This is a genomic window from Pseudoalteromonas sp. MIP2626 (genome assembly GCF_013414205.1).
GTDB classification, from domain to species: domain Bacteria; phylum Pseudomonadota; class Gammaproteobacteria; order Enterobacterales; family Alteromonadaceae; genus Pseudoalteromonas; species Pseudoalteromonas nigrifaciens.
On the sequence record NZ_JAATTW010000009.1, the window covers coordinates 50,047 to 64,973 of the forward strand.

General features: G+C 39.2%; 13 protein-coding genes and 2 tRNA genes. 10 read left to right on the plus strand and 5 right to left on the minus strand.

The window, feature by feature from the left end; genetic code table 11:
• Positions 1 to 64: 64 nt before the first annotated feature.
• Together HC000_RS06650 and HC000_RS06655 are read right to left on the minus strand one after the other, a co-directional pair.
• The gene (locus HC000_RS06650) at positions 65 to 2,239 is read right to left on the minus strand and encodes a S9 family peptidase (protein WP_179807267.1); all 2,175 of its coding nucleotides are present in this window, start codon (positions 2,237 to 2,239) and stop codon (positions 65 to 67) included.
• A 78-nt stretch (positions 2,240 to 2,317) separates the two neighbouring features.
• On the minus strand, positions 2,318 to 5,782 hold the full coding sequence (locus HC000_RS06655) for a S8 family serine peptidase (protein WP_179807268.1): 3,465 nt from the start codon (positions 5,780 to 5,782) through the stop codon (positions 2,318 to 2,320).
• Between the two features lie 232 nt (positions 5,783 to 6,014).
• On the opposite strand from HC000_RS06655, the gene HC000_RS06660 reads away from it, so the two are divergent.
• Complete coding sequence (locus tag HC000_RS06660) at positions 6,015 to 6,485, plus strand: DUF2721 domain-containing protein (RefSeq protein ID WP_011326794.1); 471 nt, start codon at positions 6,015 to 6,017, stop codon at positions 6,483 to 6,485.
• A 94-nt stretch (positions 6,486 to 6,579) separates the two neighbouring features.
• The gene (locus HC000_RS06665) at positions 6,580 to 7,032 is read left to right on the plus strand and encodes a cytochrome c (protein ID WP_011326793.1); all 453 of its coding nucleotides are present in this window, start codon (positions 6,580 to 6,582) and stop codon (positions 7,030 to 7,032) included.
• A gap of 64 nt (positions 7,033 to 7,096) precedes the next feature.
• Here the strand turns inward: HC000_RS06665 and HC000_RS06670 are convergent, their stop codons facing one another.
• On the minus strand, positions 7,097 to 7,756 hold the full coding sequence (locus HC000_RS06670) for a cytochrome b/b6 domain-containing protein (RefSeq protein WP_086997074.1): 660 nt from the start codon (positions 7,754 to 7,756) through the stop codon (positions 7,097 to 7,099).
• 130 nt (positions 7,757 to 7,886) lie between these two features.
• On the opposite strand from HC000_RS06670, the gene HC000_RS06675 reads away from it, so the two are divergent.
• The 3 genes from HC000_RS06675 (at position 7,887) to HC000_RS06685 (ending at position 9,470) form a co-directional block, all read left to right on the plus strand.
• Complete coding sequence (locus HC000_RS06675) at positions 7,887 to 8,591, plus strand: AzlC family ABC transporter permease (RefSeq protein WP_041454307.1); 705 nt, start codon at positions 7,887 to 7,889, stop codon at positions 8,589 to 8,591.
• The gene (locus HC000_RS06680) at positions 8,588 to 8,887 is read left to right on the plus strand and encodes an AzlD domain-containing protein (RefSeq protein WP_041454306.1); all 300 of its coding nucleotides are present in this window, start codon (positions 8,588 to 8,590) and stop codon (positions 8,885 to 8,887) included. Before HC000_RS06675 ends, HC000_RS06680 begins: the two co-directional genes overlap by 4 nt.
• A gap of 91 nt (positions 8,888 to 8,978) precedes the next feature.
• Positions 8,979 to 9,470 carry a glutathione peroxidase gene (locus HC000_RS06685; RefSeq protein WP_011326789.1) on the plus strand — a complete coding sequence of 164 codons (492 nt, stop codon included), beginning with the start codon at positions 8,979 to 8,981 and terminating at the stop codon, positions 9,468 to 9,470.
• 126 nt (positions 9,471 to 9,596) lie between these two features.
• On the opposite strand, the gene HC000_RS06690 is transcribed toward HC000_RS06685, so the two are convergent.
• Complete coding sequence (locus tag HC000_RS06690) at positions 9,597 to 9,782, minus strand: hypothetical protein (RefSeq protein ID WP_007579801.1); 186 nt, start codon at positions 9,780 to 9,782, stop codon at positions 9,597 to 9,599.
• A 388-nt stretch (positions 9,783 to 10,170) separates the two neighbouring features.
• On the opposite strand from HC000_RS06690, the gene HC000_RS06695 reads away from it, so the two are divergent.
• Positions 10,171 to 10,965 carry a YggN family protein gene (locus HC000_RS06695; RefSeq protein WP_179807269.1) on the plus strand — a complete coding sequence of 265 codons (795 nt, stop codon included), beginning with the start codon at positions 10,171 to 10,173 and terminating at the stop codon, positions 10,963 to 10,965.
• Positions 10,966 to 11,086: 121 nt separating this feature from the next.
• On the opposite strand, the gene HC000_RS06700 is transcribed toward HC000_RS06695, so the two are convergent.
• Complete coding sequence (locus HC000_RS06700) at positions 11,087 to 12,529, minus strand: PLP-dependent aminotransferase family protein (protein ID WP_179807274.1); 1,443 nt, start codon at positions 12,527 to 12,529, stop codon at positions 11,087 to 11,089.
• Positions 12,530 to 12,633: 104 nt separating this feature from the next.
• Between HC000_RS06700 and HC000_RS06705 the strand changes: the two genes are divergently transcribed.
• The 4 genes from HC000_RS06705 to HC000_RS06720 all read left to right on the plus strand — a co-directional run bounded on the left by HC000_RS06705 (position 12,634) and on the right by HC000_RS06720 (position 14,718).
• The gene (locus HC000_RS06705) at positions 12,634 to 13,563 is read left to right on the plus strand and encodes an EamA family transporter (protein ID WP_011326785.1); all 930 of its coding nucleotides are present in this window, start codon (positions 12,634 to 12,636) and stop codon (positions 13,561 to 13,563) included.
• Positions 13,564 to 14,117: 554 nt separating this feature from the next.
• The gene (locus HC000_RS06710; protein ID WP_167376929.1) at positions 14,118 to 14,258 is read left to right on the plus strand and encodes a hypothetical protein; all 141 of its coding nucleotides are present in this window, start codon (positions 14,118 to 14,120) and stop codon (positions 14,256 to 14,258) included.
• A 219-nt stretch (positions 14,259 to 14,477) separates the two neighbouring features.
• A tRNA-Ser gene (locus HC000_RS06715) sits at positions 14,478 to 14,568 on the plus strand.
• Between the two features lie 57 nt (positions 14,569 to 14,625).
• Positions 14,626 to 14,718 (plus strand) — tRNA-Ser (locus HC000_RS06720).
• The last annotated feature ends 209 nt before the right edge of the window (positions 14,719 to 14,927 follow it).

The following is a 14,927-nucleotide window of genomic DNA, read 5'->3' on the forward strand; positions in this document are numbered from 1 at the left end:
TAATAAATTAAGGCATCACTTTTAAATGATGCCTTTAGCTTATTACTCAATGGTTGTACTTTGTTTACTCTTTAATACCCATTAAATCGAGCATAAATGCATAGTTTAGCGCGGTATCTTCTAAGCGCTTAAAGCGCCCTGATGCACCGCCATGTCCTGCTTCCATATCAATTTTAAACAGTAACTTATTGTCATCTGTTTTATAATCACGCAGCTTAGCAACCCACTTTGCTGGCTCAAAATACTGTACTTGCGAGTCGTGCAGACCCGTAGTTACTAGCATATTAGGATACGCTTGCTTAGACACTTGATCGTACGGCGAGTAAGATAGCATGTACTCATAGTATTTTTTTTCATTTGGGTTTCCCCACTCACCATATTCGTTAGTTGTTAGTGGAATACTTTCATCAAGCATGGTTGTAACCACATCCACAAAAGGTACTGCGGCAACCATACCTTTGTAAAGTTCAGGAGCTTGGTTTGCTACAGCGCCCATCAATAAGCCACCAGCGCTACCGCCTTGGGCAAATATTTTGTCTTTAGCACCATAACCTTGTGCTACCAATGATTTAGTCACATCTATAAAGTCATTAAACGTATTCTTTTTAGTAAGTAACTTACCATCGTCATACCAGGGGCGACCTAACATTTGCGAGCCACGAACATGTGCAATTGCAAACACAAAACCACGATCAAGCAAACTTAAACGCGCGCTTGAAAAAGTTGGATCCATAGTGGCGCCATACGAGCCATAACCATATTGTAGCAATGGATTCGTCGCATCTTTTTTAAATTTATCTTTACGGTAAACTAAGCTTACGGGTACTTTTACACCATCGCGGGCGTTAATAAATATTCGTTCAGATGCGTAATTATCAACATTAAAATTGCCTAGTACGGCCTGTTGTTTTAAAAGCGTTTTATCCGTCGTTTTTAGATTTATATCGTAAGATGAACCCGGCGTGGTCATACTCGTGTAGTAAACACGTAACTTATCGCTGTTTATATCGTTATTCCCATAAGCACTAATAGTGTAAGCACTGTCGTTAAAAGATAATAACTGCTCTTGATTGGTGCTTAAATTGCGCACTATTTGTCGCGATTGTCCCATTTCGCGCTGTTGGTAAACCAAATAGTCATTAAATAACTCTATCCCCTCTAGCTTTATATCATCACGTGCTGGGATCAGCGTTTGCCAGTTTGCTTGATCATGCGCTTTATTAATAGCGACTTTCATTAGCTGAAAATTAACCGCATTTAAATTAGTGACAATATAATAACTCTCACCTAATTTAGAAATACTATACTCAAGATTCGCTTGGCGTTTAATTAAGCGTTGAGGCATTGCTTTAACGTTATTTGCGCTAAGCACCGACATACCTGATGCAGTGCTACTACTGTGCCAAATATAAATTTCAGTACCGTCTTTGCTTTTACTTAACCCGGTGTAATAGCTTGAGTCTGTTTCTTCGTAAACTAGTTCGTCATTGGCCTGCGGCGTACCTAAAGTATGGCGATAAACCTGGTAGCCTAACAAAGTCTGTAAGTCTTTTTTAATGTAATACAATGTTTTGTTATCGTTTGCCCAAACAAGATTGCCACTTGTGCCTTCAAGCGTATCTTGGAGTAGCCTCCCGGTGCTTAAATCTTTAATTTTAACGGTATAAATACGTCTACTGAGAGTGTCTTCGCCGTAAGCCATTAAGTTACCGTTTGGACTCACATCTAAACCACTTACAGCATAATAGTCATGAGCCTTAGCAAGTTCATTTACATCTAAAATAACCTGTTGGTTAGTTCCTGAAAAGTCACTGCTACGCACATAAGTAGTGTACTCGTTATTGCCACGAGTTTGCGACGAGTAATAATAATCACCTTTTTTTACCGGGACTGAATCGTCATCTTTTTGAATACGCCCTTTAAGCTCGGCAAAAAGTTTAGCTTGCTGCGCTTGGGTATGAGCGAGCATGGTATTTGTGTAGCTATTTTCAGCCTCAAGGTAACTAATAACATCGGCTGCTTTGCGTTCATCGTCACGCAGCCAATAGTAATTATCAATGCGGGTATCGCCATGAATGGTCATGGCGTGCGGTACTTTTTTAGCTATAGGTGCAACAACTTGAGGTAACTGCTCTGCTGTAGTACTAATAACGTTTGCTTGGACTGCTTCGGGCGCCTGATTGCAACCACTTAAAATAGCTAAAGATGATATAGCTAGAACACAAGGGATATGTCTCATAAGATAAAGCCTTTACTTTAGTGAAGCTAAATAAAAAGGGAGCCGAAGCTCCCTCTAAGTAACAATTAAGTTATAAGCTTACTTTTGCTTACGACGACGCATAAATGCAAGCGGCGCAGTAAGTAATAACCAAGCTAATGAACCCGAAGATTTTTTCTCTGGCTCTGGTGTTACAACAACCGGTGGTGGTCCTACTTTAGTAATACTAACCGTAACCATTGCAGGCTCTGATACATTACCACGTGTATCAATTGCCACTACTTGTATCTGGGCTGAAGAATCACCTGTCAGTAAAGCTGTGTTAGTAACAACAACTTGACCATCGGCATCAACACCCAAACCTTGGTGAGTATTTGACTGAACGAAGTACTCTGAAATAGCTAAATCAAATTCAGACTCTGTAACTGTTAAAGTACCTACTACGGTACCGTTTGCTGCATCTTCAGAAACAGTAAACTCACCACCAACAAGCGCTGGCGCTGAAACATCTGGAACCTCTAAATCAGCAGCTGCCATCACTTTAACAACATCTAAGCCTGAAGCCTGTGTTAGCGCAAATGGACCACTTGCTGTAACAACTGCTTTTTCACCTGGTTTAAGTGTTGTAACTGCTTCACCTGTTTCAAGCGAGGTAAACGCTACTTGAGGTTGCATACCAAATACAGTTGAACCTGTAACACTATCAGTTTCTGTAAATACACCACTTTGATATGCAGCATAACCTACAGATGCTTTAAAGTTCATCTGCTCGCCTAGTAATGCCCCATCTATATTTAGTAGTTCAGAACAACCAGAGAAGGTAATGGTGTCCTCTCCCGCAGAGTGATAAAGCGGAGTGCCCCACGCCCATGAATCATTACCCGCGCCATCTGTCTCACCAATTAGCGTACGGCTACGCCCAGGGAACGCTGTATCGCGGCCACGGTCGTTTAAGTTTGTCATAAACTGATCTGCTACACCGTCATTATCGGTATCAATTTCTAATCTGTAACCCGCTTGGAAGGTATGCGTTAGTGGGTCACGTAGTTGAATCGATGAGGTAACAAATATGCCTGAGTCACAAAACTCTGCATTAAACGCCGAGAAAGTAGTTGCTAGAATATTAAACTCAGCTTCTGCAAATGTTTTCTCAACACCCACAGCAACAATGCTTTCGGCTTGTGGCATAATTTCAGTTAAGCCACTATTTGTAACAACAAGAGCCATTTCGCTATCGACGATTTGCGATGAAACGCTTAGCTCTGTAGCTGCTTTAGGCATTGCATGATAAACAAGGTGTAAATCATGGTCAGTATCTGTGCTGGCATCATCAAACACCAAAGCACCATCAAACTCTACTGAGGTTAATGCTGCACTTCTTGCTGCAACTTCCTCTGCGCTAAATGGGTTATTTAGATTCCACTCTGGTAACTTAGCTGGATCAACGGTTAATACTACGTCGAAATTAATAGCTTGTCCTGCAGGAACAGTAATTGATGCAGGGAAATCCCAGCTAATAGCCGCAGTGTCTATATCGCTCTGGTAACGCGCCTCTGTACGTAAGTTATAAGTTTTAGCGTCAGCTGAGAAGTTCTTAACTGTTACCGTTTTAGTTAACGATGCAGTTTCTGTCATGCTTTCTAAGCCAAAAGAAAGTGCTGCTTGCTTGGTATTAAACTTAGCGTTATTTACCCATGCAGCAACCGGTAAATTAACCGCTTTAGCTACATCAACTAAACCAGCGCCAATCATACTAATAGGTGCTAATTCTGAAGCAGGGTTTATTGCTAACGGCTCGTTTGTTACATTTAAATTAGCCGCATTCATTATTGTTGCTTTAATCTCAAAGGCATTACGATCTGGATGCGCTTCACGAATCATCGCAACAGCACCAGCAGTAATTGGACCTGAAAAAGATGTACCTGAAACTGGGTTAGTAGCAGTTTGAGTACCTGCTGCTGCAACATCAATACTAGTACCTGGTGCAGTAATTTCTGGTTTTAATAAACCATCCATTGAAGGACCACGAGATGAGAACGTAGCTACAGCGCCAGATGTAGTTTTAATGTCAATGCTAATATCAAATGTTGCCGGCTCACCTGCAGTTAATTGAGCTTTTAAAGCCGCACCTGCAGCAAAATTAATGCCTACGTTTTTAATTGTTACAGCTGCATCAAAACCACCCATAGGAGCTGGTGTGCCGTCATCAGTATTGTTTGCAATCATCACAAACTCAGCACCATTTGTTTGTGCGTTTAATACTTTGTCGGTAAATGCACAAGCACCACGGTCTATTAATACAGCTTTACCGGTAAAATCAACATCGGCAGCAAAGGCAACACAACCATTTTGGTTTGCGTCTGGATAAACTAACTCAATGTCTGCGCCTGTTATTGTATAAGCTTCTTGAGGACCAAAGCTTGATGGCTGAATATTACCTTCAACGCCAGCAATAGTACCTGTAGCAACACCTATTTCTGTTGTAGGGTGAGTCATTGCACCAACAGATAAGGCATTAGGTGTGGTACTTGGGCCACCGATACGGAATGGATTATCGCCATCGTTACCCGCAGAAATAACCATATTAACGCCTAATTCAACAGCACGCTGAATTAAGTATTGTGTACCGCCGCCAGTATATGTGTCGCCAAACTCGCCACCAAGCGACATATTCATTACATCTACACGGTCAGAAATATCACCATCGCCATTAGGATCCATTGCAGCTTCTAATGCTGCAGCCTGCGCGGCACTTGGACAACCGCCACCACATACAGAGTAAACATAAAGCTCAACGTCTGGCGCAATACCATTTACTGAGTTTGAAGATGAAGTACCGTGGTTTGTTGGAGCCCCTGTTGCTGGAGAGTTAGTAGGATCGTTCTCTATCGGATCAGCGTCTTCATTAATAAAGTCATAACCACCTTTAACAACACCTTGAGGCCAAGCCACTGTAGTAGGATCTGCTTGCGCTGCTAAATATGCTTCAATTGTACCTGCTCCACCAAATGCTTGGTGAGTGTAATCAATACCCGTATCTAATACCGCAACACGCTGACCTTTACCGCTTGCAATACCGTCTACAATAAGTGGTTTTGCGTTAATATAGTCAGAGCTTGCTGCAACATGCAGTTCACTATCAAACATAGGTAATACTTTTGCTACTCGTGAATCTTTAGCAATTTTAGCAAGTGCTTCAGCCGAAGCTTGAACGATTAACGTAGGTGCTAATATTTTGGTTTTACCAATTATTTTTGCATCAAAATCTAAGCTATTTAACTCAAGAGTCATAGTGTCTTGAAGTTGTTCTATATTAGCTGTAATTTCACGATTATTTGATTGCTGGTAAGTACCTGCAACATAGGCATCTACTGATGTTGTAGCGCGTAATACAATCATATGTGCCGATGGTTCTTTTTTATCTGCAACTTGTTCTTTTACTGCTTCAGCTTTTTGATAAGTAATATTAGCCGTAGGTAAGTTGCTTGCACTTGCAAGTGTTGCAATAAATGCGCTTGAGACAGCAGTGGCAATTGCTGTTTTCTTTATTATATTTTTAGACATCATTTCCCCTAGGATAGGTTATGTATTATTGTATTATTGTATTTACTATATTCAACCATTGGCTTAAATATAAAACTTAAACCCATACGTGAGCAACAGCTTAATTACATTTAAGTTACAAGTAACACGTTAAAACAGAGAAAAAACTAGCAACAAACTGATTCTAAAGGGAAAAGAAAGAAATTAAGTTTGTGAACAATTGTAAACAACCAACACTTATTTTGAGATGTAAATGGATAACGAAGTAATTAATATTTTAAGCATGGCCAAAGTGATTCAAACCGCGGTTGCTCCCGTCTTTTTAATTACAGGTATTGCTGCCACTTTAGGGGTTTTATCAAACCGTTTAGCGCGTATAACAGATAGAGCTCGTTTGCTTGAACGTAGACTAAAAGTAAGCACTGATGATGACTTTAATCTGTCGTTAACCACCGAGCTAAGAGCGCTGCTAAAGCGCTCTCGTTGTATACACCTTGCATTTAGCTTGAGTGTATTAAGCGCACTGTTAGTATGTGCTGTTGTAATGTTATTATTTTTATCACATATTCAATCTGTTAACTTAGGTGTAACGATAGGTAGCTGTTTTGTAGCTGCTATGGCTTTGCTTATATTTGCTTTTATGTCGCTACTTTGCGAAGTGTTTTTAGCCACTCGCAGTATGCGCCGTGGCATGATATTCGCCGACGTCGATATTAACGATTAAGCCTCAAACAAACCAAACTATCGCTTTCACTTGAATAAAAGTGGCAGCTAAGATACAAAGATAGAATTAGAAACTTTTACTAGGGATAAGTTTAATGAAATTGAAGCAAGTATTTATCGGGGCATTATTATCAACATGCGCACTTAGCGTATCAGCAAATTCTGCATTTAAAGAGCCAAGCGACGCTATTGAATATCGTCAAGCTGCATTTTCTATGCTCTCAGTACAAATTAGTGACATGGGCGCTATGCTTAAAGGCAAAATTCCTTTTGATGCAGATAAATTTAAAGCACGTGCAAATAACGCAGCTGCACTGGCAAAAATGCCATGGGAAGCGTTTTACGAAGGTACTGATAAGGGTGATACTGCTGCACTTGCCGCTGTTTGGGCTGAAAACGACACTTTTATGAAAAAAGCAACTGCATTTCAGCAATACGCAGATGAACTTGCTGTAGCTGCACAGTCTGGCGATAAAGCTGTTATTGGTAAAGCGTTTGGCGCATGGGCCAAAGGCTGTAAAGATTGCCACACGCAATTTAAAGACTAAGTTTTTAAATAATAAAGGCGCCTATTTAATTCATAATCGGATTTAAATAGGCGCCTTTTTATTTTTAACCCAAGTTAAGTAAATAACTAAGTGGCTCACTGCCCCAAGTTGTCATAAGCACTACAAGCAATATTAAAAATACGACCCAAGCTAACCAAGGTGCTTTTGTAAGTATTGCTGGCTTTTCATTTGGCTGTTGTTTCGTTCCGGTGATCATCGCTTTCACTAAAGGCTTGCCTTTAATCTTATAAATTACAATTGCTAAAACATGCAAACCTATCGCATAAAGTAAAATATCAAAGTTTAAACTATGTAACCAATTAGCAAAATCAACTGTACTGCTCGACACGTACTGCGCTAAAGGCCCATCAGTTAAAATACCATCACTACTCATTAAGCCACTAACAAGCTGAGTAATAATAAGTATAAAAAACAACAACACCATATAACTACCTGGCGCAGAATGCCCAAGCGGAGTTTTATTAGTTTTAAGTGAGGTTATTACCGCTTGCGGGGAGTGTATTAACGCGCTTAACTTAGCTGTTTTACTGCCTATAATCCCCCATATTAATCGCGTTAAAATAAGTGCTAAGGTAAAAAAGCCAGCAATAAAGTGCAGTTCAATCATACCTTCTTCAATACTAAAATAGAGCACAGCAATACTAAACACTAATAACCAGTGAAAGCTTCTGACAAAGCCATCCCATACTTTTACTTTAAACATTAGTTATCTCGCTAATTAAGTTATTGTTTCATTATTTCAAACTTTGTTTAGATTTGCATTAAACCTATTATTTAAAGCATGCTTTATGGCACACTTAAGCAATTAATTTTACTGGCTAATATTTCTGCAAATGAACAGACCATCGCGTGCAATTTTAAAAGGTTTTGTTGACATGTTACCGCTTTGTTTGGCGGTGATCCCTTGGGGAATACTCTGTGGCTCACTGGCTATTCAAAATGGTTTTACTGCCCTTGAAACTCAAGCGATGTCTTTATTAGTGTTTGCGGGCTCTGCACAGCTTGTCGCTATTGAGTTAATTGCGGGAAATACGCCACTACTCACCATTTTGTTTACTACCTTTATAATTAGCTCTCGGCATTTTTTATATGGCTTAGCGGTACGTCATAAAGTAATTGATCAACCTTTGCGCTGGCGTCTACCTGTAAGCTTTGTATTGACCGATGAGTTGTTTGCATTTTCGCACCACCCTAAAGCCTATCGTACAAAAATACGTTTAATTTACGCACTTAGCGCCGGTTTTAGCTTTTATATTGCATGGAATTTATGGACATTTATAGGCATTGTTGCTGGTACTATGCTCCCCGATTTAACCCATTTGGGCCTCGACTTTGCTATAGCCGCTACATTTATAGCTTTAGTTATTCCGGGTGTTAAAAGCCTCGCCTCACTCGTTACAGTTATAGTCGCAGGCATTAGCGCTACACTGTTTAAAAGTACCGGATTTGAGTTATGGCTGGTGAGCTCTGCATTACTGGCCATGAGCGCAGGATACTTTACAGCAAGAATAACTGCTAAAAAGGAGCGCAACTTATGATGACCACTATTTTACTAATGGCCTGTATTACCTTTTTTACCCGTTACTTATTTTTGCACCGCGCTTTACCCTTTAAAGTTGGGCCTAAAATGCAACAATTTTTAAGTTTTAGTGCACCAGCGGTACTTACGGCTATTTGGGTACCTATTGTATTTTTAAACGATGATGGCATTAATTTAAATTGGCAAAACCCTTATTTAAGTGCGGCTATAGTAGCTATTATTGTGGCTTATAAAACCCATAATATTTACTACACTACGATTGCGGGTATGGGATTATTTTTAATTTTAAATTAAAAAATAGTCTTAATATATACAACAACCATATTAAGCAATGTACTTAAAAGAGTAAATTGAGCATCAACAAAGATAAGGTAAAGCATAAATAATGCACAAGTTTCATCAGTTAAGCGCCACCAGTTTGCAAGGTAACACCATTAATTTTAGCGAGTTTGCTGGTAAAGTCGTGCTTATTGTAAACACGGCAAGCAAGTGTGGTTTTACCTACCAGTACGAGTCACTACAGGCTTTGCATAATAAATATGCTAGCCAAGGCTTAGTAATTTTAGGATTTCCGTGTAATCAGTTTAATCAGCAAGAACCCGGAGATGCACAGCAGATAGAGCAAGGATGTTTAATAAACTACGGGGTTAATTTTTTAATGGCCGCTAAAGTAGAGGTAAACGGAGAGCATGCTCATCCGGTATTTCGTTATTTGAAATCGACACAACCAGGCTTTTTAACTCGCAAAATAAAGTGGAACTTTACTAAGTTTTTAATCGCAGCAGACGGCTCACCAATTAAACGCTATGCACCCTTTACCAAGCCAGAAAAGCTAGAGCTCACCATTCAAAAAGCACTGCAACAAAGCAATAAGTAACGCCGCTTAAAAGTAATAAAGAGGCACACAGCCTCTTTATTGCCAATCTAATCAAAATTTAAACATACATAAATGCGTACATTTAGAGTCTAATTCACATTGGTACTTTAGTTATACTAGCGCAATTTAATCGGTGTAATCGCTTAAATCGTCTTCGCCTAGGTTTTTACGCAAGCGCTTTTGCTCAAGGTAGTCTTCCAACTTTTTCTTAACCTTTTGCTTGTTCTTATCGTGCTGATTACGCCCGAGCATTTCGTACTCGTCTTCAACAAAATCGTCATCTAGCGCATCGTAACTAAATGTCTTACCCACAACCCACTCCATAAAGTGTTTGAGACCAACCAAGGATTTTATAATCGCAATAATCGGTAAAATTAAAATGTTCGACACATAAAGTGCAATGCAGTTTAGCGCCAAAATAAAGCCATGTAGCTATCTTAAATAGCCTCCATGTCAATACTGTGAATAAATAGCGCTAAATTCGCTTTATGGAAAGTGAGAGTTTTTTATCGTATCGATAAATAAAATTAATTACTGCTCTAACTTTAGCCAATTTGACTAAAAAATAGTTTTTTTATAATAAACCTTTGCTATAGACAATACTAAAAATAAAACCAACCTATTGTTTAATATAATAAAAAAACATTGGCACTAAACTTGTTATTACTTATTTATCATCAATAAAAAACTGAGAATAAATATGAAAAAATTACTATTAATGAGCACTTTAATATGTGCACCTGCCGTTGTGGCACATAATGATAACGATTCAACAGTGTCATTTAATAATGAGCAATGTAATGTAGAATTTAAAAATGATGTACGTATTAAGCCTGACGAACTAGAGATTTTTACCGCCAATAAGCAAACTATGCAATTTAATACCAATGGCAATTTAACCATTAATGGTGAATCGGTAGCGCTTAATCATTCCCAGCAAAAGGCGCTAACTCAATATTCAGATAGTTTACGCACGCAATTACCCGAAGTAGCAAATATAGCCTTAGAAGGCGTTAAAATTGCCGGTGTTGCACTGCAAGAAGTTGCTAATGCTTTTAATATTGATGGCCTCGATAATATCTCATCGTTAATGGACGACATTAAACTTGAAGTACAAAATACTTTTTATCAACAAGACACCTTTGTTATGGGCCAGCAAAGCTTTAACCAATTTGGTGAAAACTTTGAGCAGCAGTTCGAACAACAAATAGAGACCGCTGTTGAGTCTGCTGTAATGCAATCTATGGGGAGTATTTTAGTTGCTTTAGGTTCTGAATTACTTGGCTCAGGAGGCGACATGCAAGCCTTTGAACAACGTATGGAAAATATGGGTACGCAAATAGAAGAAAAAGTAGAGCAGCATGCCGATGCGCTCGAAAAACGTGCCAATGCCTTATGCGAAAATTTTGCCAATATAGCTAAACAAGAAGAGCAGCTAGTAGTACAATTACCTGAACTTAAAGGTTACCAATTATTTAGCTTTAAACAAAACTAGTTTACAAACTTCACTTAGGTAATTATTTAACATCCCTTTGCAGCCGTTACGCTTAACTTAACGGCTGTTTTTTATTGTGCCGAAAAACTTGTTACAAGCTGTTGTTCCCCTTTAAATTAGGCTACTTTTTTGCTAGTAAGGTAAGTTTACCTAGTGTGACAATTGCTTGCTCTATTTGCTCACTCCACTGCACACCATAGCTTAGCCTTATACAGCTTTTGTATTTATTTGAAGCTGAAAATATCAACCCTGGAGTAATGCTTATACCTACCTCAAGCGCTAATGAAAATAGCTTTTGGCTATCATACTCGCAGCCTAAGTCTAACCAAATAACACAGCCACCTTGTGGATCGCTGATCCGTGTACCTTTTGGCATGGCTTGCTGTAAGCAACGTCGCATATGCTCTTTATTCGTACGTAAACGCTGCCTAAGTACTTTTAAATTACGATCGTATTCACCGCTAAAAACAAATTCTGATAACGTCCATTGATTAATTAGTGAGGTAGAACAACTCAATGCTCTTTTATAACGCCTAGCTTGCCCTGCAAATTTCCCCGCAATAAGCCAACCAACACGATAACTAGGGGCAGCCGTTTTAGAAAAAGACGAACAACTTAGCACCAAGCCTTTTTTGGAATACGCTATAGCAGGTGTACCTCGTTTGGGTGTAAAGTATAGGTCGCCATATACGTCATCTTCAATGAGCACTACGTTATGGCTTTCAACTAGTTCCACCAGCTGTTCTCGATTTTTATCTGGCATAAAACTACCAACCGGATTACTAATAGCCGTAGAAAATAAGCACGCTTTAATATCGTGCTCATTAAGCGCCTGCGCTAAATCGTTTAGCCAAATACCATTATCTGGGCATAAAGGTATTTCAAGTGCTTTAAGGCCTAAACTTTCTATTAACTCTATAATTCCGTGATAGCAAGGGCTCTCTATGGCCACTACATCACCGGGCTTAGTTACGCATTTGAGTGCAATTGCCAGTGCTTCTTGCGCACCATTAGTGATCACCATTTCATCCATATTAATGCCAATGCCAAAGTCTAAATAGCGATGAATAAGTTGCTTTTTTAACGGTGCATAACCATCCAGTGGCCCGTAATTAATAGCGTTACTACCGGCAAGCGTCATTACTCGGCGCATATTTCTGGCTAAGGCTTTATCGGTTGGTGCTGCAGCAACCGGGTTAGCGACTCCAAAAGGCACCACATGGGCCTGATGAATGGCTGTGTATACCTGCTCAATCAGCGCCTGCTTGTTTACAATCACGGGCTCGCGGCTCAGCTTAACCCGTTTTGGTAAGCTGCTTGCCATGTTAACGGCTTTTAAAAAGTAGCCTGACTTTTCGCGTGCCTCTATAACCCCTTGATCCTCTAGCGCTTGATAGGCCTGCTTTACCGTAGGAATACTTATATTAAGGTTGCTAGCCATTTTACGTAAAGACGGCAGTTTTTCTGAGGGCAATAAAGCCTGCTGAGCACTCATATCCCTGATCAGTTGAATAACTTGCTGGTACAAAAACTCATGACCTTGATGGCTAACCGCTTTTAAAATCATTACACCCTCAATCTGTATAGGTTACATATTCCATTTTCTGTATATGGTAAGTATACAGATAAGCTTTAAAATAGCAGCTTAATCGACTTTGGAGAGCAGTATTGAAAAGTGCAGCGCTATATATAACAACTGTTTTAATTTGGGGCTCAACCTGGTTGGCCATAGAGTTTCAGCTAGGCGATATTGCTGTTGAACTATCGCTATTTTATCGTTTTGCAATCGCGGCATTATTAATGTGGTTATATGTGGCATACAAAAAACCTAAAATGCGATTTAATTTAGTCGATCATGGTTTTTTCGTATTATTGGCCCTGTTTAACTTTGGCCTAAATTACTTAATGCTTTACTGGGCACAAAATCACCTTAGCTCTGCAATGACCTCGATTGCTTTTTCAATGCTATTAGTAATGAATATAGTTAATACCCGATTATTTTTTGGCAAACCTATTTCAAAACGAATTTATACCGGTGCTGTACTTGCCATTTTAGGTATCACCTGCTTGTTTTGGCCACAATTACAGCAACTCAACTTGAGTAACAGTGCATTCGTCGGGTTACTACTTGCTCTTGGAGGCACCTTTGTGGCTTCATTAGGAAACATGGTAAGTGTACGTAATTCACGCAAACAAATTGGTGTGTTACAAGGTAATGCTTGGGGCATGTTATACAGTGCCATTGGCTTAGCCTTATATGTATTTATAAGCGACGTGCAATTTAATTTCACTGCACCTACTAGCTATTGGCTGTCGTTATTGTACTTATCTATTTTTGGCACTGTAATCGCCTTTGCTTGTTACTTTGCACTGTTAAAAAATATTGGCCCCGAAAAAGCCAGCTATGTCATCGTACTGTTTCCTTTAGTTGCGGTAACACTAAGCAGCTTTTATGAAGGCTTTGAATGGCATGCAAATACCTTTGCAGGGTTTAGCTTAGTACTACTTGGTAACGCCATAGTGCTTACCCCAACAAAACGAATTAATGCCTTTTTAGCAAACAGAGCGGTTGCTAGAAGAGGCTCTGTCCCCAGTTAGACGCGTTATTAACGCAACTAACGCAAAAGCGCCTACTGTAAAGTAGGCGCTTTTTTATTGGTTAATATAAAAACAGCTGCCAAGTGTTCGTTATAACTCCTAGTAATACTAACTTTATTAAAAACACCATTTTGCTAAAAAGCTAAGTAATTCACCCATGCAATGCAAATATAAAGTGCATTACACCAACTTTTTTTAGAACTTTACTGGAATTTTTTTAACGCTCATAAAGTTAATTTTATAAACACTAATTAAACAGCATAAAAAATCATTTAATTAAAATAATTTAATCTGAATAAATAACCAAAAAAGAATACTTTTATCGCATTAAAAATAAAAACAAACACAGAGACCCCATAACAAAAGGGATTTAAAAACTAACGGCGTGAATAAAAATGCAAAAACACCCAAACCCACCAAGTGAACGTCAGGTTAATAAAATCCTTTCGGATTAAAATAACTAATGCTTCGGGCTCAATTTTTATCGCTTTATTTTTAAACAATTAAGAGGCAGAATGCCCCCGTTTTCACCAACCACAACTCGGAGTTAAGTAATGAACCCAATTAACACATTAAATGAAACAGCTGCTACTCACATTGCCGTTAAACCAACAAACCGTAAAGCTAAAATGTTAGCAAAGCTTAATCGCTTCGGTAAAAGACTCGCTCTTGGTAGCACAGCTCAATATAAATAGTCACACAACCATGACTATTTATACGGTGCAGCAAGCACCCAACCACTAAATAAAGCTTCTTATTTAGCTCCCACTGCTTGCTGCAACCTATTTAATTTTATTAAAATTGTCTTTATTTCCCCTTATTTACAAAAAAAACCTCATTTTAGCCTAAATTTTAAGCAAACAGTCTTTTTGCTATTTACACATGCGTATGACCTAAGTATTATTCTGCGTCACGGAGAGATGGCAGAGTGGTCGAATGCACCGGTCTTGAAAACCGGCATAGGTTTGTAGCCTATCTAGGGTTCAAATCCCTATCTCTCCACCACATTTATATTGGTGGCTTTAATTTTTACTTCCATCAATAAAAAAACGGTTATGCGTTGGAGAGGTGTCCGAGTGGCCGAAGGAGCTCCCCTGCTAAGGGAGTATAGAGTTTGTAGCTCTATCGAGGGTTCGAATCCCTCCCTCTCCACCATACTTAATTTAAACCACTTAGTTGTGGTTTTTTTGTGCCTATAATTTAACACCAAGACTAAATTGGGAGGGTGAGATCCCTCGACAGGGTTCAACAAAATGTCGGGAACATTTTGGGCCGCTGCAAGCGTCGCGCAGCGATTGATTACATGGAGGTAAGCAAGTCTATCCCTCCCTCTCCACCATACTTAATTTAAACCACTTAGTTGT

Coding starts and splice junctions, on each gene's coding strand:
- HC000_RS06710 (WP_167376929.1), top strand. CDS start 14,118: ATGAACCCAATTAACACATTAAATGAAACAGCTGCTACTCACATTGCC.
- HC000_RS06675 (WP_041454307.1), top strand. CDS start 7,887: ATGAACAGACCATCGCGTGCAATTTTAAAAGGTTTTGTTGACATGTTA.
- HC000_RS06685 (WP_011326789.1), top strand. CDS start 8,979: ATGCACAAGTTTCATCAGTTAAGCGCCACCAGTTTGCAAGGTAACACC.
- HC000_RS06670 (WP_086997074.1), bottom strand. CDS start 7,756: ATGTTTAAAGTAAAAGTATGGGATGGCTTTGTCAGAAGCTTTCACTGG.
- HC000_RS06655 (WP_179807268.1), bottom strand. CDS start 5,782: ATGTCTAAAAATATAATAAAGAAAACAGCAATTGCCACTGCTGTCTCA.
- HC000_RS06650 (WP_179807267.1), bottom strand. CDS start 2,239: ATGAGACATATCCCTTGTGTTCTAGCTATATCATCTTTAGCTATTTTA.
- HC000_RS06680 (WP_041454306.1), top strand. CDS start 8,588: ATGATGACCACTATTTTACTAATGGCCTGTATTACCTTTTTTACCCGT.
- HC000_RS06695 (WP_179807269.1), top strand. CDS start 10,171: ATGAAAAAATTACTATTAATGAGCACTTTAATATGTGCACCTGCCGTT.
- HC000_RS06660 (WP_011326794.1), top strand. CDS start 6,015: ATGGATAACGAAGTAATTAATATTTTAAGCATGGCCAAAGTGATTCAA.
- HC000_RS06665 (WP_011326793.1), top strand. CDS start 6,580: ATGAAATTGAAGCAAGTATTTATCGGGGCATTATTATCAACATGCGCA.